This window comes from Brachybacterium rhamnosum, from assembly GCF_039526185.1.
GTDB lineage: Bacteria > Actinomycetota > Actinomycetes > Actinomycetales > Dermabacteraceae > Brachybacterium > Brachybacterium rhamnosum.
Genome location: NZ_BAAAIS010000002.1, coordinates 168,737 through 189,855, shown reverse-complemented (window position 1 = coordinate 189,855; position 21,119 = coordinate 168,737). Strand labels below are relative to the sequence as shown.

Sequence of the window (21,119 nt, the reverse complement as noted above, 5' to 3'; positions counted from 1 at the left end):
ACACGTCCCCGGGGGAGCCTCCCGGGCGCGACCAGGCTAGGGACGGGAGATGTCCGGGATGTTTCCCGCGTCGGGGCCCCGGCAGGGGTTTACGCGGCGGAAACAGGAGCGCACCCCTGGCGAAACAGCCGTTCCATAGCGTGGGCCGCGCCGGACGACGCTCCTCGACGGCGGTCGCCCCGACCGCCCCGTCGGCCGCCCGGCCCCCTCGACGAAAGGGCCCCGATGCTCCCGCTCAGCACCCCGACCCACGCCGCCGCCGGCCGCGCCACGGGCCGACTCCTCACGGGGCGTCGCACCCTCCTGGCCGGGTCCGTCGCCGCCTCCGCGCTCGCCCTCGCCGGCTGCTCCCGCGGGACCGCCGCGGCCGCCGGCGAGGACCTCGGCGCCCTCACGGTCAACCAGAACTGGATCCGCACCACCGAGTTCGCCGGCGAGTACTTCGCGGACTCCCGCGGCTACTACGCCGAGGCCGGCTTCTCCGACGTCACGCTCGTGCCCGGCGGCCCCAGCGGCACCTCCTCCGAGGCGATGGTGCTCTCCGACTCCGCCCTCGTCGGCATGACGACGCCGCTCGCCGCGGGCTCCATGGTCGCGGAGGAGGAGGCGCCGCTCGTGCTCATCGGTGCGAAGTTCCAGCGCAACCCCTTCACCATCTACTCCACCGCGCAGAACCCGATCTCCTCCCCGGCGGATCTCGTGGGGAAGCGGATCGGCGTCGCGACCGGCACCAACGAGGTGCTCTTCTCCTCGCTCCTGCAGGTGCACGGCATCGACCCGGCCGACGTCGAGAAGGTCACCGTGCAGTTCGACCCGCAGCCCCTCATGAACGGCGAGGTCGACGGCCAGATCGGCACCCTCACCAACGAGGCCGTCACCGTGGCCCTCGCCGGGATCGACGTCGTGAACCTCCCCTTCGCCGAGAACGGCCTGCCCTTCGTCTCCGGGGCGTTCGTGACGACCCGGGAGAACATCGAGGAGCACCGCGCGGAGCTCCTCGCCTTCCTCACCGCGGAGGTCCGCGGCTGGAAGGACGCCCTCGCCGACCCCGAGGAGTCCGCCCGTCTCGCCTACGAGGTCTACGGCAAGGACCAGGGCCTGGACCCGGAGAAGGAGACGCGACAGGCGAGGGCGCAGAACGAGCTCGTCGTCAGCGACGAGACCGCCGCGTCCGGCCTGCTCACGATCTCCGACGAGCTCGCGCAGAAGAACGTCGAGCTGCTCGCGCTCGCCGGGCACGAGGTCGACGCCTCCACCTTCTTCGACCCCACCCTCCTGCAGGACGTCTTCGAGGCGCAGCCCGATCTCGCGTCCGCCTGACACCGCACTCCCCGGAAGGCCCACCATGAGCACGCCGATCGACCCCCGTCCCACCGCCGGCACGACCGCGCCCCGCCCCGGCGCGACCGGCATCGACCTCTCCGGGCTGAGCAAGACCTACGGCTCCGGCCGCCGCGCGGTCACCGCCTTCCAGGACACCGACCTCGCGACCGAGCGCGGCTCCTTCCTCTCCCTGCTGGGCCCCTCGGGCTGCGGGAAGTCCACGATCCTGCGGATCCTCGCGGGGCTCGAGACGCCGACGGCCGGCACCGCCATGGTCGACGGCCTGAGCCCCGAGCAGCTGCGGGCGAGCGCACGCCTCGGGATCGCCTTCCAGGACTCCGCGCTGCTGCCCTGGCGCAGCGTCCGCGCGAACATCCGCCTCGCCCTCGAGGTCGCGGGGAAGCTCGAGAACGAGCCCTACATCGACGACCTCATCGACCTCGTGGGCCTGCGCGGCTTCGAGCGCGCGAAGCCCGGTCAGCTCTCCGGCGGCATGCGCCAGCGGGTCTCGATCGCGCGGGCGCTCGTCGTCCGGCCCGAGGTGCTGCTGCTGGACGAGCCGTTCGGCGCCCTCGACGACATGACCCGGCAGCGCCTGAACCTCGAGCTGCTGCGGATCTGGACGGAGAAGCCGGCGACCACCCTCATGGTCACCCACGGCATCTCCGAGGCCGTGTTCCTCTCCGACCAGGTCGCCGTGATGAGCGCCCGGCCCGGGCGCATCGTCGAGGTCTTCGACGTGGACCTGCCGCGGCCGCGCACCCCGGAGATGATGCGCACCCCGGAGTTCCACGCCCTGTGCGACCACGCCTCCGAGGTCCTCTTCGGCGCCCCCGCGGCCGCCTGAGCGCCGGCCCGACGGATGACGGACGACGGAAGGACACGGACCCCATGACGACCACGACCCCCGCGACGCCGGCCCCGCCCGCGTCGCCCGCCGGCCCCGCGGAGGGCCGCCGCTCCCGCCGCGCGGGACGCACCGCCGACCGCCGGCCCCTGCCGCGCTGGGCGATCGGCGCGATCGGCGTCCTCGCGACCCTCGCCGTGTGGTGGATCCTCGCGGCGACCCTGCTCTCCGGGGTGGGTGCGGCCGGAGGCGGCGCGATCCCCACGCCCGGGGCGATCCTCGCCCAGCTCGTCGCCGACGGACCGGTCTACTACGCCCGCAACGCCTCGGTCACCCTCGCCGAGGCCGGACTCGGCTACCTCGGCGGGAATGCGCTCGCGCTGCTGCTCGCCGGGCTCGTCATGGTGGTGCCCGCCCTCGAGCGGGTCATCACCCAGCTGGGCGTCGTCAGCTACTGCCTGCCGCTCGTCGCGATCGGCCCGATCGTCTTCATCGTGCTGGGCCCGCCGGAGAGCGGCGCCCCCTCGGGGACCGCCGTGGTGCTCGCGGGGCTCTCGGTCTTCTTCACGACACTCGTCGGCTCGATCATGGGCCTGCGGGCGGCGGACCGCTCCGCCCTCGACGTCGTCACCGTCTACGGCGGCACCCGCCTCACCCAGCTGCGGAAGGTGCAGATCGTCGCCGCGCTGCCCGGCGTGCTCACCTCGCTGCGGATCGCGGCGCCCGGCGCGCTGCTGGGAGCGGTGCTCGGCGAGTACGTGGGCGGCGTGGACCGGGGCCTCGGCCCGGCGATGGTCAACGCCCAGCAGTCCCTCGAGATCGAGCGGGTGTGGGGCGTGGCGATCGTCTGCGGTCTCCTCGCCGGCGCCGCCTTCGCCCTGCTCGCGCTCGTGGCGCGCGTCGTCACCCCCTGGTCCACCGGCACGGAAGGAGGACGGTCATGACCGTCCAGGCCCTCAAGGACGTCTCCCGCTCCACGCTCGGGGTCCTCGTCTCGCTCGCCGTCGTCGTCGCCGTCTGGGCGGCCGGTCTGCGCGTGCTGGACGTCTCGAGCTTCATCGGCAAGGGACCGCTGGACGTGTGGGCGTACCTCGCGCTCGACGAGGACGCCGCCGAGCACCGCGCCGCCGCTCTCGGCAACCTCCAGCACACCCTCGCCGACGCCGCTCTCGGCTTCGTGTGCGGCCTCGCCGTGGCGCTCGTCGTCGCCGCCCTGTTCACCCTCGTGCGCGGGGTCGAGGACGCGCTCATGCCGCTGGCCATGCTGCTGCGCTCGGTGCCGCTGGTCGCGATGGCGCCGATCCTCATCCTGGTGTTCGGCCGCGGCACCGCGACCGTGGGCGCCATGGGCGGGATCGTGGTGCTCTTCCCGGCGCTGGTCACGCTCGTGCTGGGTCTGCGCTCCGCCTCCCCGGCGATGCTCGACGTGGTGGGCGTGTTCGGCGGCAGCCGCCTCGCGGCCTTCCGGAAGGTGGCGCTGCCCGCGTCGCTGCCGGCCTTCTTCACGGCGCTGCGGATCTCGATCCCCGGGGCCCTGACCGGAGCCCTGCTCGCGGAGTGGCTCGCGACGGGCCAGGGCATCGGCTACCAGATCGTCTCCGACGTCTCCCGCGCCCGCTACGAGTCCGTGTGGGCGTCCGTGGTGGTCGTGACCCTCGCGTCGCTGCTGCTGTACGGGATCGTCTCCGCCCTCGAGCGGCTCGTGCTGCGCCGCATGGGCACGGCGGCCTGAGCGCGATGGACCTCGGCACCGTCGAGCAGGTCCTCGCGACCACGGACCCGGACGAGTTCACCGACGGCGACGCCTGGCTCGCGGGCGGCACCGTCCTGTTCTCCTACGGCAGCTCGACCCTCCGCCGGCTCCTGGACCTGAGCCGGTCCGGATGGGAGCCCTGGACGGTGCGGGAGGACGGCCTCGAGATCGCCGCGACCTGCACGATCGCCGAGCTGTACGCGCTGCCGGGGAGCGAGGCGTCCTACGCGCTGCTGCGGCCCGGCACCGCGCACCAGCCGCGGCGACCCGGCTTCCCCTCCGCGGAGCGCTGGCCCGCGACGGCGCTGATCCGCCCCTGCTGCGACGCCTTCGTCGCCTCCTTCAAGATCTGGAACACGTCCACCGTCGGCGGGAACGTGGCGACCGCGCTCCCGGCGGGGCCCATGACCTCGCTGCTGACGGGGCTCGACGCGACGGCGACGCTGTGGGGCCGCGGCGGCGCCCGGCGCACGCTGCCCGTCGCCGCGCTCGTGGTGGGGGACGGCCGCACCGCGCTCGCTCCCGGCGAGCTGATCCGCTCCTTCCACGTCCCGGCCGCGTCGCTCGCCTCCCGCATCGCGTTCCGGCGGCTGTCGCTGTCGAACCTGGGCCGCTCGGGCGTGCTGCTGATCGGCCGCGACCTCGGGGACGGGTCCCTGCGGCTCACGGTCACCGCCGCGACCGTGCGTCCCGTGCAGCTCACGGTGCCGCTCGGCGCGAGCGGGGAGCAGGTCGAGGCGCTCGTCGAGGCCGCGGTCCCGCCGGGGCTGTACCACGACGACGTGCACGGCCATCCCGCCTGGCGCCACGACATGACCCTGCTGCTCGCCCGCGAGATCACCGCGGAGCTCTCCGCCCCGCCCGTCGCGCCGCGAGAGGCCCGGCACCCGCTCGAGGGGCCCGGCGGTCACCTGCGCTGAGTCGTCGGCCCGTGTGCCGCGCGCATCGCGCGCCCCGTCCCGGCGACTCCACCACCCCGTCCCAGGAGGATCATCATGAGCCCGACCCCCGTCCCCGCCCCCTGCGACACCCTCGTGCACGGCGCGCACCTCGTCGTCGACCGCGATCTCGAGATCCCCGGCGGCTGGATCGCCCTGCGGGACGGCCGGGTCGCGGCGGTGGGCGGGCCCGCGGACCCGCTGCCGGCCGCCGCCGCGCGCATCGACGCCGGCGGCCGGCTCGTCACGCCAGGGCTGATCAACACGCACCACCACATGTACCAGAACCTCACGCGCGCCTACGCGCCCGCGATCAACGGAAGCCTCTTCGACTGGCTCACCGCGCTGTACCCGGTGTGGGCGCAGCTGGACGTGGACGACGTCGAGGTCTCCACCTACGTCGCGATCGTCGAGCTGCTCATGGGCGGCTGCACCACGAGCTCCGACCACCTGTACGTCCACCCCCGCCCCGGCTTCCTCGACGCGCAGGTGCGGGCGGCACGCACGCTCGGCTTCCGCTTCGTCGCGACCCGCGGCTCCATGACACGCTCCGTCGAGGACGGCGGTCTGCCCCCGGCCTCCGTCGTCCAGGACCACGACTCGATCATGGCGGACGCCGAGGCCGCGATCGCCGCGCACCACGACCCCGCGCCCGGCGCCATGACGCGCGTCGCCCTCGCCCCCTGCTCCCCGTTCTCCGTCTCCGAGCGGATCATGGTCTCCTCCGCGGAGCTCTCCGAGCGCACCGGCGTGCGCCTGCACACCCACCTCGCGGAGGACCACGACGAGGACGACTACTGCGCCGAGGTCTACGGCTGCCGCCCGGTCGAGTACCTCGAGCGGGTGGGCTGGGCGGGGGAGCGCACCTGGCTCGCCCACTTCATCTACCCCTCCGAGGAGGAGGTCGCCCGCCTGGGCCGTGCCGGGGTGGGCGCCACCCAGTGCCCGAGCTCGAACATGATGATCGGCCACGGCACCATGGACGCGCTGCGCTGGCGGGAGCTCGGGCTGACGGTGGGGCTCGGCTGCGACGGCTCCGCCTCCACGGACAGCGCCTCGATGTGGATGGAGACCCGCAACGCGCTGCTGCTGGGGCGGCTGCGCAACGGCCCGGCCTCGATGCGGGCCCGCGACGCCCTGGACCTCGCGACCCGCGGCAGCGCCGCCTGCCTGGGCTGGGAGGACGAGATCGGCCACCTGAGGCCCGGGGCGTGCGCCGACCTCGTCGTGTGGGAGACGCATCCGGTCGCGCTCGCCGGGGCGCTCACCGATCCGGTCGAGGGGTGGCTGCGCACGGGCCCCGCCCGTGCCTGGCACACACTCGTCGCGGGACGGGTGCTCGTGCGGGACGGGGAGCCCGTCGCGCCCGCGCTCGCAGAGGTCCTCACCGCCCACCGTCGTGCCGCCGTGCGGCTGCAGGCCGCGGCGCTGGGATGAGCGGGAGCAGGGGCGCGGGTCAGTAGATCCCGTCGTGCGTGGGGGTGAAGACCTTCGCCTCGCTCGACCAGAGGCCCGTGCCGCAGGAGATCGGCGTGCGGATGTACCCGGAGGTCGTCGAGAACCGGGTCGTGGTGACGGAGGGCGCGACCTCCCAGCGGATGTTCGGGCTGCACCCGTCGCCGTTCGCGTACCACTGCTGCACTTTCGCGGCGTCGTGCGCGTAGGCGCTCGCGCACTCGGCCGAGGAGGCGTCGGTGACCTCCGCCCACTGCGGGGCGGCCATGCTGAGCGGCACGAGCCGCACCGCGTCCGTGAGGCGCCCGGAGGAGGTGCAGCCGTCCGCCCACGAGATCTGCAGGTCCATGTCCTCACCGGCGTTCACCGAGCACGCGCGCACCACGTTCCAGCGGGCCGAGTGGACGGTCCGGGAGGCGCCCGCGACGGTCTCCGACCCCACGGCCTCCCAGGTGCTCTCCGTCTTCACGCCCGAGGTCCGCACGCCCGGCCGGCTGAGGCGGCTGAGGTAGCCGTCGCTGTTGGTCGCGGTGATGCTGCGCTGGAGCGTGGTCGCCCCGCCGGGGTTCCGGTCCGGGCCGGAGAGGTTGACGATGTCGACGCGGAAGGCGAGCGGGTAGGCGGTCGTGTCGATCGCGCAGGGGTTCTGGTTGCGCACGTTGATGTTCACGTTCTGGAGGTAGCCGTTCACGCCGCCGGGGCCGTCGTACCCGATCGTGAAGGTGGGGCGCGTGGTGCCGGCGCAGCCGTCGTACGCGGAGACCTCCTGCTGGCGGGCCGCGAACAGCGCATCGATCGCGACGGTCGAGGGGCAGGCGGCGCTCGCCGCGACGGCGGGTGCGGCCGTGGCGGCGACGGCGGTGGGGAGGGTCCAGGCGGCGCCGCGCACGAGGGCGCGACGGGACAGCTGGGTGGTGCTCATGGGGCTCGTCCTGTGCGGTGAGCGAGGTCTCCTGTCGAGCCTGTCCCGAGATATCGGGCGGCACCCCTCGCAGGGCTGACTCAGCAGGCCGCCGGCACCGGGGCGTCCTCCGCCACGGTCGCCGCGACGGAGCGCCGGTGCACCCACAGCGACGCGCCCGCGATCCCGAGCCCCAGCACCGCGAGGACCACGCCGGTCCACGCCGGGGCGAGCAGGCCCCAGCCCGCCGCGAGCACCGCCGCGCCGAGCGCCGCCCCGAGCGAGTTGCCGATGTTCAGCGCGGAGTGGTGCAGGGCCGCGGCGAGCGAGGGGGCGTCCGGCGAGGCGTCGAGCAGGAACAGCTGCAGCGACGGGCCCATGAGCTGCGAGGTCACCGCGATCGCGAACAGCAGCGCCATCCCCGCGATCGCGTGCTGGGCGACCAGGGCGAAGATCGCGAGCGTGATCGCCATGCCCACGAGGCCCATAAGGATCGTGCCGTAGATGCTCCGATCCGCGAGGCGGCCCGCGATCACGTTGCCCACCGTCATGCCCACGCCGAACACGAACAGTGCGACCGGCACGGCGCGCTCGCCGAGGCCCATCACCCCCGGCACGATCTCGCCCACGTAGCTGTACACGGCGAACATGCCGCCGAACCCGATCGCGCCGATCCCGAGCCCGAACCACACCTGGCCGCGGCGCAGCGCCCCCAGCTCCCCGCGGATCGAGCCGGTGCCCGTGGAACCCTCCGGCTCCGGCACCAGGCGCCAGATCGCGAGGGTCGACGCCGCCGCGAGCACCACGACGATCACGTACGCGGAGCGCCAGCCCACCGACTGCCCGAGCGCCGTCGACGCCGGCACGCCGAGCATCGTCGCGATCGTCAGGCCCAGCATCACGAGGGACACCGAGCGGGCGCGCCGCCCCGGCGGGGACAGGCGCGAGGCGACGAGCGCCGAGACCCCGAAGAACGCGCCGTGCGGCAGCCCCGCCACGAAGCGGGCGAGGGCGAGCACCGTGAAGCTCGGCGCAATCGCCGAGGCCAGGTTCCCGAGGCCGATCAGCGCGATGAGCACCACCAGGAGCCTCGCCCGCGGCACCCGCACCGCGGCCATCGTCACGAGCGGCGCCCCGATCACCACGCCCAGCGCGTAGAGCGTGATGAGCATGCCGGCCTGCGGCACGCTCACCTCCAGCGAGCGGGCGATCTGCGGCAGCAGGCCCATCGACGCGAACTCGGTGGTGCCGATCGCGAAGGCTCCGAGCGCCATCGCGAGGATGACCAGCCGCAGCCGGCCCGGGGGCAGGGGAGCGGGGGCCGCAGGCGGCGGGGTGGTGGTCGAGGTGCTCAACGGGGGCTCCAGCGCGGGGTGGTTCAGGGCATCGCTGCCGACGCTGGCACCGGTGAGGACTCCTGGATCCTACGGCCGAGCGGGCACCGACCGGGAGGGCAGGTACACCGTGCCGCCCTGCTCGCGGAACTCCCGGGACTTCGCCTCCATGCCCTCGAGCGCGATCCGCTCCTGGGCGGGCATGTCCCCGTAGGTGTCGCGGATGTCCTGCGAGATCCGCATCGAGCAGAACTTCGGCCCGCACATCGAGCAGAAGTGCGCCGTCTTCGCGGGCTCCGCCGGGAGCGTCTCGTCGTGGTACTGCTCGGCGAGCTGCGGGTCCAGGGACAGGCCGAACTGGTCCCGCCAGCGGAACTCGAATCGGGCCCTGGAGAGCGCGTCGTCGCGGTCCCGGGCGCCGGGGTGGCCCTTGGCGACGTCCGCCGCGTGGGCGGCGATCTTGTACGTGATCACGCCGGTCTTCACGTCGTCGCGGTCGGGGAGGCCCAGGTGCTCCTTGGGCGTCACGTAGCAGAGCATCGCCGTGCCGTACCGGGCGATCTCGGTGGCGCCGATCGCGGAGGTGATGTGGTCGTACGCGGGGGCGATGTCCGTGACAAGCGGGCCCAGCGTGTAGAACGGCGCGCCGTGGCACAGCTCCTGCTGGCGCTCCACGTTCTCCCGCACGAGGTGCAGCGGCACGTGCCCGGGTCCCTCGACCATGACCTGCACGTCGTGCTCCCAGGCGCGGGCGGTGAGCTCCGCGAGCGTGTCGAGCTCCGCGAACTGGGCGGCGTCGTTCGCATCGGCGAGGGAGCCGGGGCGCAGCCCGTCGCCGAGGGAGAAGGAGACGTCGTAGCGGGCGAAGATCGCGCACAGCTCGTCGAAGTGCTCGTAGAGGAAGTTCTCCCGGTGCCGGGCCAGGCACCAGCCGGCCAGGATGGAGCCACCGCGCGAGACGATCCCCGTGACCCGATTCGCCGTCAGCGGCACGTAGCGCAGCAGCACCCCGGCGTGGATCGTCATGTAGTCCACGCCCTGCTCGCACTGCTCGATCACGGTGTCCCGGAAGATCTCCCAGGTCAGGGCGTTCGCATCCCCGTTCACCTTCTCGAGCGCCTGGTAGATGGGGACCGTGCCGATCGGCACGGGGGAGTTGCGCAGGATCCACTCGCGGGTGGTGTGGATGTCATCGCCGGTGGAGAGGTCCATGACGGTGTCCGCGCCCCAGCGGGTCGCCCACTCGAGCTTCGCGACCTCCTCCGCGATCGACGAGGTCACCGCCGAGTTGCCGATGTTCGCGTTGACCTTCACGAGGAACGCGCGGCCGATGATCATCGGCTCCGCCTCGGGATGGTTCACGTTCGCGGGGATGATCGCGCGGCCCGCGGCGAGCTCGCTGCGCACGAGCTCCACGTCGCAGCCCTCGCGCAGCGCCACGAAGCGCATCTCCGCGGTGATCTCCCCGCGGCGGGCGTAGTGCATCTGCGTGACCCGTCGGCCCTCGAGGCCGCGCAGCGGCTCCCTCCGCGCGCCCCGCCACTCCGCGCTCGCCTCCCCGCGGCGCACGGCGCTGCGGCCGTCGTCCTCGAGGCTCCGGCTGCGACCCGTGTAGGCCTCCACGTCGCCGCGGCCGCGGATCCAGTCCTCGCGCAGCGGCGCGAGGCCCTCCTCCGGCGCGCAGCCGGGGCCCGCGGTGCGGTAGACGGTCACGGGCGGGTTCTCCGCGCCGCTCGGGGCGGGGTCCTGGGTGATCCGGGTGACGGGCACGCGGATGCCGTGCTCGGGATCCTCGAGGTGGTCGAGGGTGTGGGTGGGGTAGTTCTCAGGGCGTGCGGACATGCAGTCGCTCTCCTTCTTCCTTCGCCGGCATGACCCGGGCAGGTTCGGTCGGTACTCGGACCGCGACAGTCCGATCTCAGCCCGTTGCGACGGGCACCCGAGGGATCGGCGAGCACCGTACCCCAGGAGCGAGGACGCCGGCGGTGCGGTCCGGCCGCAGGTCCGACGGGCCCGTCGGATCGCGAGGGGCCAGTCGGATCGCGATAGACCGACAGGCCGACGGGCCGACGGGCCTGCCGGATCGGCGGTGATCGGCGACCGCTCCGCCTACAGTGGGCGCCTGCCCCCGCGGGACCACCAGGAGTGACGATGACCCAGCCCCAGCCCGGCCTCCCCGCGCCCCGGCCCGCCGTGCCCGGCGCCCCTCCGGGCTTCCCCGGGCCGCAGTTCGGCGCGCCTGTCGCCACGCCGGACCGCCACGAGCGGAGGGACGGAGCCCGCTACGGCATGGCCCTCGTCGCGACCGTGATCGGCTCCTACCTGCTCACGCAGTGGTCCCCGGTGGGGTTCGTCGGCTTCGACGACCCGCTGCTGAAGCTCCAGGGCATCGTCCAGCTCGGGATCGGCCTGCTCGTGCTCGCGGGCGGTCTCGCGCTCGCGCCCACTGCCCTGTGGCGGGCGGCGCTCGCCGCGGCGGTCGTCGTCGTGCCCGTCCTGCTCGGGACGGTCCTCGTGATCTCGTACCTCCGGGGCGACCTGGACCTGCCGCAGCCCTTCCCGCGGATGCTGGACCTCTCGATCCTCGGCCCGGCCGTGGGGCTGCTGGGCTGGCTGATCGTGCGGGGCCGCAGCCCGCTCACCTTGCTGCTGGTGCTGGGCTTCCTGCTGATCCTCCCCGCGCAGTGGGCGGTCATGTACCACGGCATCCCGAGCCCCGTGCTGTGGGGCGTCGAGCTCGTGCTCGCCGCGGTGATCGGGATCGCCGCGGCGTGGCTCGCGGCGCTCGGGTCGCGGTGGCTGCCGGGGGCCGTGCGGCGGTGACCTGCCGGAGCGGGCCGATCAGGGGCGCGTGACGAACCCCTGCTCGACCATGAAGTCGAAGGCGACGTCCGCCGGGAGCTCGCCGCCCTCGTCCACCCGCAGGTTCAGCGCGCGCAGGGCGTCGTCCGTGATGGCGGGGGAGATCTGGTCGAAGATGTCCGCGAGCTCGGGGTGCTTCTCGAGCGTCGCGGTGCTGAGCACCGGGGCGACGTTGTAGGCGGGGAAGTAGCCCTTGTCGTCCTCGAGGATCGTGAGGTCCAGGCTCTCGATGCGGCCGTCGGTCGTGAAGACCTCGCCGAAGTTGCAGGAGCCGCGGGCGGTCGCGGTGTACACGGCGCCCGTGTCGTAGATCGAGACGTTCTCCTCGGGGACGCCGTCGGCGGCGTCGCGGGGGATGCCGTACTCCTTCAGCAGCGGGATCAGGCCGTCCGCGCGGGAGTTGAACTCGGGCTCCACGCAGATCGTGCGGTCCTCGACGGGCAGGTCCGCGATCTCGCTCAGGGAGCTGATGCCGCCCAGCTCCTCGACGGCATCGGAGCGCACGGCGAGGGCGTAGGTGTTGTTCAGCGGCGCGGGCGGCAGCCAGGTGAGCCCGTTGGCGACGTCGGCGTCGCGCACGGCCTCCCACTGCTCCTGCTTGTCCGGGATCCCCTCGGTCTCGCCCATGTAGGTGAGCCAGGCGGTGCCCGTGTACTCCCAGGTCATGTCGGCGTCGCCGGAGGTCATGAGCTCGCGCACGGGGACGGAGCCGGGAACGTTGGTGAGGTCGTCCACCTGGAAGCCGGCGGCCCGGGCGGCGATCACGCCGATCTTGCCGAGGATGAGCTGCTCGGTGAAGTTCTTGCCGGTGACCGTGAGCGAGGCGTCGGCGGGGAGGCCCTCGATGGGGGTGATCGAGCCGGGGGCGACGTCCGGCGTGTAGGCGGTCGCGGGGCGCAGGCCGCAGCCGGCGAGGGGCAGCAGGGCGAGGCCCGCGAAGGCGCCGAGGTGCCGGCGGGAGATGCCGCTGCGGTGCGCGGAGGAGGTCGCGGGGGAGGAGGTGCGGGGCATGGTCACAGTCCCTTCGGCCGGGCGATGTGCTCGACGACCCGGCCCACCCAGTCCACGATCAGGGCGAGCAGGGCGATGAGCAGGGCGCCCGCGATGAGCACCGTGAACAGGTAGAGGTTCACGCCGGTGGTGATGAGCAGGCCCAGGCCGCCGCCGTTCACGAAGGCGGCGAGGGAGGCGGTGCCGACCAGCAGCACGAGGGCGGTGCGCACGCCGGAGAGCATGACGGGCACGGCGAGCGGCAGCTCCACGCGGAGCAGCACGGACAGCGCCGTCATCCCCATCCCTCGGCCGGCCTCGACGAGCCGCTGATCCACGCCGCGGATCCCGATCATGGTGTTCCGCAGCACGGGGAGCACGGCGTAGAGCACGAGCGCTATCACCGCGGCGCGGAACCCGTCCGGCACGAGCGCGGCGATCAGCACGATGAGGCCCACGGCCGGTGCCGCCTGCCCGAAGTTCACGACCGCGAGGATCGGCTCGGCGGCCCGCCGGAACGGCTTGCGGGTCAGCAGGACCCCGAGGGGGATCGCGATGACGAGCACCAGCACGGTCGAGACCAGGGTGAGGGCGAGGTGCTGGCCTGTGAGGTTCAGCAGCGTCGCCGGGTTCAGCGTGTTGCGCTCGGTGTCGCTCAGCGGGGCCACGGAGAGCCAGATGGCGAAGCCCGCGAGGATCGCGAGCAGCACCGCGATCTGCACGCCGAGGGCGCGCCATCCGCGCCGGGTCTCCTCCGCCGCGGCGGAGGTCCCGGTGGCGGCGGGGGTCGCCGACTCCACGGGTGAGGAAGGGGGTGCCGTGCTCGTGGCGGTCTCAGACATCGGAGGCCGCCTCGCGGCTCTCGTCCGCCTCGTCGTCCGGCACGGCCTCGACGGCCCCGGTGTTGGTGCCGACGGGCGCATCGCTCGGGCGCTCGGCCGCCGCGTCGCGGGCCGCGGAGATCGCGGCCATCACCGTCTCCACGTCGACGACGCCCTCGAAGACGCCGCCGCGCCCGGTGACCAGGGTCGCGCCCGCGCTCGAGACGAGCATCGTGTCCAGGGCGTCGTTGAGCGTCGCGCCGGAGCCCACCACGGGCAGCGCCGGGTCGAGCTCGGTGGGCAGCGTCGTCATGCGCGAGAGCGCGCGGCGGTGGGGCCAGGCGATCGGCCGGCCGCGGAAGTCGGTGACCACGACGTGGCCGTGCCCGGCCTCCTCCGCGCGTCGGAGGGCCGCGGCGGCGTCCCCGCCGGCGTCGGCGACGACGGCGTCGGCCACCTGGACCTCGCGTACGCGCCGCAGGGCGAGCTGCTTGAGGGCGGCGCCGGAGCCGATGAAGTTCTCGACGAACTCGTCCGCCGGCTCGGCGAGGATGCGCTCAGGGGTGTCGTACTGGACGATCTGCGCGCCCTCCCGGAAGACGACGATCCAGTCGCCGAGCTTCACCGCCTCGTCGAAGTCGTGCGTGACGATGACCATCGTCTTGCGCACCTCCTGCTGGATGCGGATCAGCTCGTCCTGCAGGCGCTGGCGGGTGATCGGGTCCACGGCGCCGAAGGGCTCGTCCATGAGCAGCACCGGCGGATCCGCGGCGAGCGCCCTGGCCACGCCCACGCGCTGCTGCTGGCCGCCGGAGAGCTCCTTGGGGTAGCGGTCGCGGTACACCGCGGGCTCGAGGCCCACGAGGTCCAGCAGCTCGTCGATGCGGGCGCTGATCCGCTCCTTGTCCCACTTGAGCATCTTGGGGACGATCGCGATGTTCTGGGCGACGCTCATGTGCGGGAACAGCCCGCCGGCCTGGATGACGTAGCCGATCCGGCGGCGCAGCTCGTCGCCGTCGATGCCGGTGACGTCCTCCTCGCCCAGCAGGATCCGGCCCTCGGTGGGCTCGATCAGGCGGTTGATCATCTTGAGCGTGGTCGTCTTGCCGCAGCCCGAGGGGCCCACGAGCATGACGACCTGGCCCTCGGGGATCTCGAGGGTCACGCCGTCCACGGCGGGCCTCTCCTGCCCGGGGTAGCGCTTGGTGACGGCGTCGAGGCGGATGGAGCGTCCGGTGATCGGGCGGTCCTCCTGCGCGGGGTCGACGGCGGGGGCGGTGGTGCGGGCGATGTCAGACACGGATGCCCTTCGAGGTGGTGAGCCGGCCGATGCCGAGCAGGACGAGGTCGAGGACGAATGCGAGGAGGATGACGCCGACGGTGCCGGTGATGACCGACTCGAGCGCGCCGGCCCCTCCGAGCCGGGAGAGGCCTTGGAAGATGAAGCCGCCGAGGCCGGGACCGAGCACGAAGGCCGCGACGGCGGCGACGCCCATGACCATCTGGGCGGCGACCCGCACCCCCGAGAGGATCACGGGCCAGGCGAGCGGCAGCTCGACGCGCAGGAAGGTGCCGAGGCGGCTCATGCCGATGCCGCGGGCGGACTCGACGAGGGCCGGGTCGACGCCGCCGAGTCCGACGATCGCGTTGCGCAGGATCGGCAGCGTCGCGAAGAACACGACGACGATCACCGAGGGCAGCACGCCGAAGCCGAACGGGGCGACCATGAGCCCGATGAGGGCGAAGGAGGGGATCGTCAGGCCGATCGCGCTGACGGAGTTCGCGGCGCCGCGAGCGGCGGGGCTGCGGTGCACGAGGGCGGCGATGAGCACGGCGAGGACCGTGGCGAGGACGACCGATTGGACCACCAGGCTCAGGTGCTGGAAAGAGGCGAAGAGGATCTCGCCGGATCGCGATCGGACGAAGTCGCCGATGTTCACTGAATCGCCTCAGACATGGTCGCGGGTGATGGCCGTGTGCTCGCACGTGGAGCAGTTCCGGCGATCTCCCGTCGGGCCCCTGGCAGTTCTCGAACCTAGGCTTAAGCGCAGATGAGGGCAAGCACGGGTCTGCCGGGACCGTGATCCCGCGGCGCTCTCGCGCCGATTCCGCCGCCCGCGGGGAGTCGGCGTCGGCGCAGGTCGGGCGCGGGATTCCGGGGAGCGGCACCGTGGGGGGATCACGAAGGCGTAACGGAATCCCCGAGAGGTGGTCGAACGGGCGGTCAGCAGGGTCCGACGGTCGCGGTCGGAGTCGTCGCGGCGTCCCGACAGGAGACATGGGCAGGGAGCGGGGACCCGCGCCCCGTACGCTTCCCCTCGACCTCGATTCCCACGTTGGTAGGAGCTCCACCCCATGACGACGCCCGCCGCCGCCCATCCCCGCCCCACCCTGCGCCGCGAGGCCTGGACGGACCTCGACGGCGTGTGGGGCTTCGCCCATGACGACGAGGACCGCGGCCTCGCCGAGCGCTGGTACGCCCCGGAGGCCGCGGGCCGCTTCGACCGCGAGATCACCGTGCCCTTCGTGCCGGAGAGCGAGGCCTCCGGCATCCACGACACGGCCTTCCATCCCGTGCTCTGGTACCGCCGCACGATCACCGCCGCCCCACGGCCCGGGCACCGCACCCTCCTCCACCTCGGCGCGGTCGACCACGAGGCGGACGTCTGGGTCGACGGCCACCACGCGGGCCGCCACGTCGGCGGGCAGACGTCCTTCACCCTCGACCTCACCGACCTGCTCGACGCAGGGGAGGAGCACGTGCTCGTGGTGCGCGCGCTCGACGACCCGCTCGATCCCGAGCAGCCGCGCGGCAAGCAGGACTGGCGCGAGGAGCCGCACGGCATCTGGTACCACCGCTCCACCGGCATCTGGCGCTCCGTGTGGCTCGAGGAGGTCGCCGCGCAGCACGTCACCGCCGTGCACAGCACCTTCGACATGCCGCGCGCCCGCGTCGAGCTGAGCGTGCGCCTCGCCCGCCGACCCGCCCCGGGCACGACCGTGCGGGCGTCGCTCCGCGCGGGGGAGGAGACGCTCGGGAGCGTCGAGGTGAGCGCGCACGAGACCCGCGTCGAGCTCGTGGTCGACGTGCCCGCCGTGCGCAACACGCAGGACCGCGACCGCCTGCTGTGGAGCCCCGAGCATCCGGCGCTCGTGGACGTGGACCTGCAGGTGCTCGAGGGCGGCGAGGTGCGCGACGAGGCCGCGAGCTACCTGGGCCTGCGCACCACGGGGATCGACCGCGGGCACTTCCTGCTCAACGGCGAGCCGTACTACGTGCGCTCCGTGCTCGAGCAGGGCTACTGGCCCACCTCCCACCTCACCGCGCCCAGCGAGGACGCCCGGCGCCGCGAGGTGGAGCTCATCAAGGAGCTCGGCTTCAACTCCGCCCGCATCCACCAGAAGGTCGAGGACCCGCGGTTCCTGCGCTGGGCGGACGAGCTGGGCCTGCTGATCTGGGGCGAGACCGCGAACGCCTACGCCTACAGCCCGCGCGCGGCGGCCCTGATCACCGCGGAGTGGTCGGAGATCGTGGAGCAGTGCCGGCCGCACCCGAGCGTCGTCACCTGGGTGCCCGTCAACGAGTCCTGGGGCGTGCGCGATCTCGCCGACTCGCTCCCGCAGCGCCAGCTCACTCTCGCCCTGACCGCGCTCACGAAGGCCCTGGACCCGAGCCGGCCCGTCGTCTCCAACGACGGCTACGAGCTCATGGGCGGGGACGTCATCGCCCTGCACGACTACACGACGGACGCCGACGCCCTGCGCCGCTCCTGGGCGAGCGAGGACTCCGCCGCCGCGCTGATCGCCGGCCGTGGCCCGCAGCGTCGCCGACCGATCGACGACGCCGCCGTGGACCTCCACGAGGGCGCCCCGGTCATGGTCACCGAGTTCGGCGGCATCGCCTACGCCGCCCAGGGCACCTGGGGCTACGCGACGGTCTCGTCGCCGGAGGAGTACCGGGAGAAGGTCGCCTCGCTCTTCGACGCGCTCCATGCGAGCAAGGTCGTCACCGGGTTCTGCTACACCCAGCTCACCGACACCCTGCAGGAGGCGAACGGCCTCGCCGACGCCGACCGCAACCCGAAGCTCGATCCCGCCGTGATCAGGGCGTTCGTGACGGGCCGCCGGGAGGGCTGAGCAGAGCGGGCCGACGGGGCCGACGGGGCTCGTGCCCCGCGGTCGTTCCTCCCCAGCGCGGTGGGGTCCACATTCCGCGGCGCCCGCTGGTCCGCCGGGACGGTCGGGACGAGGGTCTCGGCATGACTCTCATCGACCATTCCGACGACGCCCCCGCCGCCGACGCACCCCGTCCCGCCCCGCGCCCCTGGTTCCTGGGTGACGTGCCGGTCCCCGAGGCCGTCGACCCCGACGACCCCGAGGGGCGGGCGCTCCTGCGCAGTCAGCTCCCCGCCTTCGACTGGCCCGGTCACCTGCAGGACCTGCTCGACTTCGTGGGGGAGGGGCGCCGCGTCACCCGCACCGGCACCTTCTACGTCGCAGACGTCCGTGCCTACCGCCGCGGCGGCAGGTCCCCGGCCCGTCGCCGCGACCGCTGGAGCACCTGGGACCCCGCCCCGGGGCTCGACGAGCGGGCCCGGATGCTGCGGGGCCTCGGCTGGGTGGAGATCGTCGACCACGTCCTGCAGCCCACCGCCCTCTGCCCCGACCGGGAGGCGCTCCGCGACGCGGCCGGGACGGCCATGCTCCAGGCGATGCGGGACGGACTCGCCGCGATCCTCGCCCAGCGCCTGCAGCGCCAGGGCCACGACCTGTGGCTGCGCGCCGAGGACTCCCCGCGCGAGCCCCTCACCGAGGCGCTGCTCCTGGCCACCCGGCCCGAGGGGCTGCTGCTGCCGTGGGCGCCGATGGACGGCGACCTCGACCACTGCCGCCAGGTGTGCGAGTACCTCGCCGGCCTGCTCCAGCACCCCGCCATCCGCTCCGTGCCGCTGGATCCGTACACCGGGCACCCCCACCCCACCGCGCTGCGGGAGCTCGCGCACCTCGGCGCGGTCCTCGAGGACCTCGTGCGCTGGGGCGTGCTCAGCGCGGAGGGCGGCGACCCCGAGCTCGACCGCTCCGTGCGCGCCGGCATCGCCACCCGCTACCGGGCGCCGCTCGTGCTGCGCGCCGCGATCGCGGAGGTCGAGGCGGGGATGTGGTGAGAGGCGGTGCGCGGTCAGCCGTCAGCCGTCGGCCTGCAGCCCCGTGCCGAAGGGCGCCGCGGGATCCGCGATGGCGACGGCGAGGGTCGTGTCCGACTGCCCGTAGTAGGCGAACCACTTCCCGTGGAACTTCACCAACCCCTCGACGAAGGTGACGTTGGAGACCAGGCCGTGGGTGTCCTCGTAGGTCTGCGGGCGCAGCCACGGATCCTGCAGGCGGGCGAGGACCTTGGTGGGCTCGGCGGGGTCGATCGCGATCTGGCCGCAGCGGTAGTCGACCTCGACGGTGCCGTCCTCGTGGACGGTGCGGGTCGCGCCGTTGGTGAGCATGACGAGCAGCCCGTTGTCCGTGAGCACGGGGGAGGTGCCGATCGCTGGCCCCGCCTCGGCGACAGAGCGTGAGCTGGGGTTCTCCGGAGCCCGTGGGGGACAGGGTCGGGTCACCCGCCGAACTGCGGCGCGAGGGCCTTCGTCAGGCCGAAGCGGGGACGGTGCGATGCGCGCAGGGACGTCCGCTCAATCCTGCGCCAGCTCCTCCCGCGCCGTGCGCAGCACCGCCTCGGTGAGCGCCTCGAGCAGGGCCGACGGCGCCTTCGCGACCTGCCAGAACAGGGGAGTGGTGACGGGCTGCCCGCCGAGGTCCACGAGGTCGCCGCTCGTGAGCAGGGGCTCCGCCTGCATGGTCAGCAGCATCGCCCAGCCGAGGCCCTCGACGACGGCGTCCGCGAGCTCATGGGTGGAGGGCACGAGGTGCCGCGGCGCGAGGGCCGGGTCCACGCCGCGGGCGCGCAGCCAGCCGGCCTGGAGGTCGTCGGAGCCGTCGTAGTCGATGCGCGGGGCGCGGGCGAGCACCTCGGGCGTCACGGCGGCGCCGCCGTCGGCCCCGGCCCAGCGCCGGATCCAGACGGGAGCGGCGACGGCCCGGTAGACGAGGCTCCCGAGCGGCAGGGAGCGGTAGCCGGGCGGGGCCACGGGCGCGGAGGTGACGGCGGCGAGGGCCGCGCCGCTCGTGAGCAGTCGCGCGGTGACGTCCTGGTCCTCGCGCTGCAGCTCGAGCTGCGCGTCGTGCTCGCGGATGAAGGCGGCGAGCGCGGGCACGAACCAGGTGGCGAGCGAGTCGGAGCTGACCGCGATCCCGATGCGCGGGTGCTCGCCCTGCGCGTCGAGGCCCAGCTCCGCGAGGGCCTCCTCCTCGATGAGCGCCTGCGCGCGGGCGAGGCGCACCACCACCTCGCCGGGCGCGGTGAGCCGCACGGGCTTCGCGCGCACGAGCAGCCGCTGCCCCACGGACCGCTCGAGCTGCTTCACCCGCTGGCTCACGGCCGACGGCGTCATGTGCTGGCGGCGGGCGGCGGCCTCGAGGGTGCCCTCCTCTGCGACGATCCGCAGGGTCCGGGCGAGGGACGGGTCGATCGACATGGGCCGAGCCTAGATGAAGTGCTGCTTCAGGAGGGTGAGGAATCCTCGCTGGTGCTTCAGATCGAGTGGCCCTAGCGTCGAGCAGATGACCCCCGCGCTCCACGGCTTCCTCTCCGGCCTCTCCCTCATCCTCGCCATCGGCTCCCAGAACGTCTTCGTGCTGCGCCAGGGCATCCGACGTGAGCACGTGCTCGCCGTGGTGCTCGTCTGCATCGTCTCCGACGCGGTGCTCATCAGCGCCGGCGCGGGCGGCCTCGGCGCCCTCGTGCGCGCCGCGCCGGAGGCCGTCGTCGTGGCCCGCTGGGCCGGGGTCGTGTTCCTGCTCGCCTACGCCGCCCTCGCCGCCCGCCGTGCGATCCGCGGTGGGGAGTCGATGCAGATCGAGGCGGGCGGGGGCCACCGCGGCGCCCTCGCCCCCGTGCTCGCGACGACCCTGGCGCTGACCTGGCTGAACCCGCACGTCTACCTCGACACCGTGCTCCTGCTCGGCTCGATCGCCGCGACCCACGGCGGGCAGGCGTGGCTCTTCGCGATCGGCGCCGTGGCCGGCAGCACCGTCTGGTTCACGGCGCTCGGCGTGGGCGCGCGGCGCCTGGGCCGGCTGTTCTCGAGCCCGCGCTCGTGGCGGGTGCTCGACGGGGCCGTCGCCGTGACGATGGTCGTGGTCGCGGGGATGCTCGCGCTCGGTTGATCTGCCGGATTCCGCCTGCTCCCGGTACTGTGGAAGAGCCGGTCGCAGCCGCCCGGCGGGTGCGCCCGGCCAGCGGCGCGCTCCCGATCTCGATCCGTGGGGACTGAAGTTGGAACAGATCACCGTCGCCGGACATCCCGAGCCCGTGCCCGCCTCCGAGGTGGCCGCACGGCTTCTCCGGCAGCGCTTGGACTCCGTGCGCGACGAGCGCGGCGACGCCGCTGCGGACAAGCTCGAGAAGCTCGTCGGCGCCCGGATCGGCACCCTCCTCGCGAACGGCACGCCCAGCATCGACGTCGCGACGGTGCGCGCGATCGTCGACTACGTGGAGCTCCCCGCGGAGGACGAGGCGGAGCCGACGGGCCTCGGGAAGACCATCCGCGGTATCAAGGACAAGCTGGCCCAGCGGGGCGGCCCCGCGCGCTGACGCCGCGGTCCTGACGGGCGATCGCCGAGGGGCGCCGTTCAGGGGGTGTCATGCGGGGCGCCGGCCCGCGGTGGGCTGCGCAGGGGTGCTCCGGGGGTCAAGGGTGTGCTCGGCGTCAGGGGTGTGCCCGGGATCGTTGTTTTCTCGGAGTCAGGGTTGCGCCCGGAGCGCGACCCTCGTGGGGTGCGCCGCT

General features: G+C 73.7%; 20 protein-coding genes and 1 riboswitch. Of the genes, 11 read left to right on the top strand and 9 right to left on the bottom strand.

From position 1 onward, the window contains the following. The first annotated feature begins 225 nt into the window (after positions 1 to 225). The 6 genes from ABD080_RS02740 (at position 226) to ABD080_RS02715 (ending at position 6,298) form a co-directional block, all read left to right on the top strand. Positions 226 to 1,320 (top strand): ABC transporter substrate-binding protein, encoded by a 1,095-nt coding sequence (locus tag ABD080_RS02740; RefSeq protein WP_343903570.1) that lies wholly within the window; start codon positions 226 to 228, stop codon positions 1,318 to 1,320. Between the two features lie 25 nt (positions 1,321 to 1,345). Then, complete coding sequence (locus ABD080_RS02735; RefSeq protein ID WP_137769031.1) at positions 1,346 to 2,170, top strand: ABC transporter ATP-binding protein; 825 nt, start codon at positions 1,346 to 1,348, stop codon at positions 2,168 to 2,170. A 44-nt stretch (positions 2,171 to 2,214) separates the two neighbouring features. After that, positions 2,215 to 3,114 (top strand): ABC transporter permease, encoded by a 900-nt coding sequence (locus ABD080_RS02730; protein WP_137769030.1) that lies wholly within the window; start codon positions 2,215 to 2,217, stop codon positions 3,112 to 3,114. Continuing rightward, the gene (locus ABD080_RS02725) at positions 3,111 to 3,902 is read left to right on the top strand and encodes an ABC transporter permease (RefSeq protein WP_137769029.1); all 792 of its coding nucleotides are present in this window, start codon (positions 3,111 to 3,113) and stop codon (positions 3,900 to 3,902) included. The genes ABD080_RS02730 and ABD080_RS02725 overlap by 4 nt, the downstream gene beginning before the upstream one ends. A 5-nt stretch (positions 3,903 to 3,907) precedes the next feature. Then, the gene (locus ABD080_RS02720; RefSeq protein ID WP_343903569.1) at positions 3,908 to 4,843 is read left to right on the top strand and encodes an FAD binding domain-containing protein; all 936 of its coding nucleotides are present in this window, start codon (positions 3,908 to 3,910) and stop codon (positions 4,841 to 4,843) included. A gap of 75 nt (positions 4,844 to 4,918) precedes the next feature. Then, positions 4,919 to 6,298, top strand: coding sequence for an 8-oxoguanine deaminase (locus ABD080_RS02715; RefSeq protein ID WP_343903568.1), 1,380 nt, complete (start codon positions 4,919 to 4,921; stop codon positions 6,296 to 6,298). Positions 6,299 to 6,317: 19 nt separating this feature from the next. Here ABD080_RS02715 and ABD080_RS02710 read toward each other — a convergent pair whose 3' ends face one another. The 3 genes from ABD080_RS02710 to thiC form a co-directional block, all read right to left on the bottom strand. Next, positions 6,318 to 7,238 carry a hypothetical protein gene (locus ABD080_RS02710; RefSeq protein WP_343903567.1) on the bottom strand — a complete coding sequence of 307 codons (921 nt, stop codon included), beginning with the start codon at positions 7,236 to 7,238 and terminating at the stop codon, positions 6,318 to 6,320. Between the two features lie 80 nt (positions 7,239 to 7,318). Next, positions 7,319 to 8,572: an MFS transporter gene (locus ABD080_RS02705; RefSeq protein ID WP_343903566.1), complete on the bottom strand. Its 1,254-nt coding sequence runs from the start codon at positions 8,570 to 8,572 to the stop codon at positions 7,319 to 7,321. A gap of 69 nt (positions 8,573 to 8,641) precedes the next feature. Then, on the bottom strand, positions 8,642 to 10,393 hold the full coding sequence (thiC, locus tag ABD080_RS02700; protein ID WP_343903565.1) for a phosphomethylpyrimidine synthase ThiC: 1,752 nt from the start codon (positions 10,391 to 10,393) through the stop codon (positions 8,642 to 8,644). Further along, positions 10,393 to 10,502, bottom strand: a riboswitch (TPP riboswitch). It overlaps the preceding gene by 1 nt. A gap of 200 nt (positions 10,503 to 10,702) precedes the next feature. On the opposite strand from thiC, the gene ABD080_RS02695 reads away from it, so the two are divergent. Continuing rightward, positions 10,703 to 11,374 carry a hypothetical protein gene (locus ABD080_RS02695; protein WP_343903564.1) on the top strand — a complete coding sequence of 224 codons (672 nt, stop codon included), beginning with the start codon at positions 10,703 to 10,705 and terminating at the stop codon, positions 11,372 to 11,374. Between the two features lie 18 nt (positions 11,375 to 11,392). Here ABD080_RS02695 and ABD080_RS02690 read toward each other — a convergent pair whose 3' ends face one another. The 4 genes from ABD080_RS02690 to ABD080_RS02675 are packed head-to-tail and all read right to left on the bottom strand — an operon-like array spanning position 11,393 to position 15,158. Then, positions 11,393 to 12,424 carry a glycine betaine ABC transporter substrate-binding protein gene (locus ABD080_RS02690; protein ID WP_343903563.1) on the bottom strand — a complete coding sequence of 344 codons (1,032 nt, stop codon included), beginning with the start codon at positions 12,422 to 12,424 and terminating at the stop codon, positions 11,393 to 11,395. A 2-nt stretch (positions 12,425 to 12,426) separates the two neighbouring features. Continuing rightward, a complete protein-coding gene (locus tag ABD080_RS02685) occupies positions 12,427 to 13,245 on the bottom strand; it encodes an ABC transporter permease (RefSeq protein WP_343903562.1) in 819 nt (272 codons plus the stop codon). Beyond that, on the bottom strand, positions 13,238 to 14,515 hold the full coding sequence (locus tag ABD080_RS02680; RefSeq protein ID WP_377827290.1) for an ABC transporter ATP-binding protein: 1,278 nt from the start codon (positions 14,513 to 14,515) through the stop codon (positions 13,238 to 13,240). Before ABD080_RS02680 ends, ABD080_RS02685 begins: the two co-directional genes overlap by 8 nt. A 1-nt stretch (position 14,516) precedes the next feature. Continuing rightward, entirely contained in the window at positions 14,517 to 15,158 is a 642-nt protein-coding gene (locus ABD080_RS02675; RefSeq protein WP_343904621.1) for an ABC transporter permease, read from the bottom strand. Between the two features lie 421 nt (positions 15,159 to 15,579). On the opposite strand from ABD080_RS02675, the gene ABD080_RS02670 reads away from it, so the two are divergent. Together ABD080_RS02670 and ABD080_RS02665 are read left to right on the top strand one after the other, a co-directional pair. Then, a complete protein-coding gene (locus ABD080_RS02670) occupies positions 15,580 to 17,361 on the top strand; it encodes a glycoside hydrolase family 2 protein (RefSeq protein ID WP_343903560.1) in 1,782 nt (593 codons plus the stop codon). 122 nt (positions 17,362 to 17,483) lie between these two features. After that, positions 17,484 to 18,389: a hypothetical protein gene (locus ABD080_RS02665; RefSeq protein ID WP_343903559.1), complete on the top strand. Its 906-nt coding sequence runs from the start codon at positions 17,484 to 17,486 to the stop codon at positions 18,387 to 18,389. 21 nt (positions 18,390 to 18,410) lie between these two features. Here the strand turns inward: ABD080_RS02665 and ABD080_RS02660 are convergent, their stop codons facing one another. Together ABD080_RS02660 and ABD080_RS02655 are read right to left on the bottom strand one after the other, a co-directional pair. Next, positions 18,411 to 18,833 (bottom strand): glycoside hydrolase family 130 protein, encoded by a 423-nt coding sequence (locus ABD080_RS02660; RefSeq protein WP_343903558.1) that lies wholly within the window; start codon positions 18,831 to 18,833, stop codon positions 18,411 to 18,413. A gap of 72 nt (positions 18,834 to 18,905) precedes the next feature. Continuing rightward, positions 18,906 to 19,808, bottom strand: a complete 903-nt coding sequence (locus tag ABD080_RS02655) for an ArgP/LysG family DNA-binding transcriptional regulator (protein WP_343903557.1) — start codon at positions 19,806 to 19,808, stop codon at positions 18,906 to 18,908. 85 nt (positions 19,809 to 19,893) lie between these two features. Here ABD080_RS02655 and ABD080_RS02650 point away from each other — a divergent pair, with 85 nt between their 5' ends. Both ABD080_RS02650 and ABD080_RS02645 read left to right on the top strand, forming a co-directional pair. Continuing rightward, on the top strand, positions 19,894 to 20,499 hold the full coding sequence (locus tag ABD080_RS02650; RefSeq protein ID WP_343903556.1) for a LysE/ArgO family amino acid transporter: 606 nt from the start codon (positions 19,894 to 19,896) through the stop codon (positions 20,497 to 20,499). Positions 20,500 to 20,608: 109 nt separating this feature from the next. After that, entirely contained in the window at positions 20,609 to 20,926 is a 318-nt protein-coding gene (locus ABD080_RS02645; protein ID WP_343903555.1) for a hypothetical protein, read from the top strand. The last annotated feature ends 193 nt before the right edge of the window (positions 20,927 to 21,119 follow it).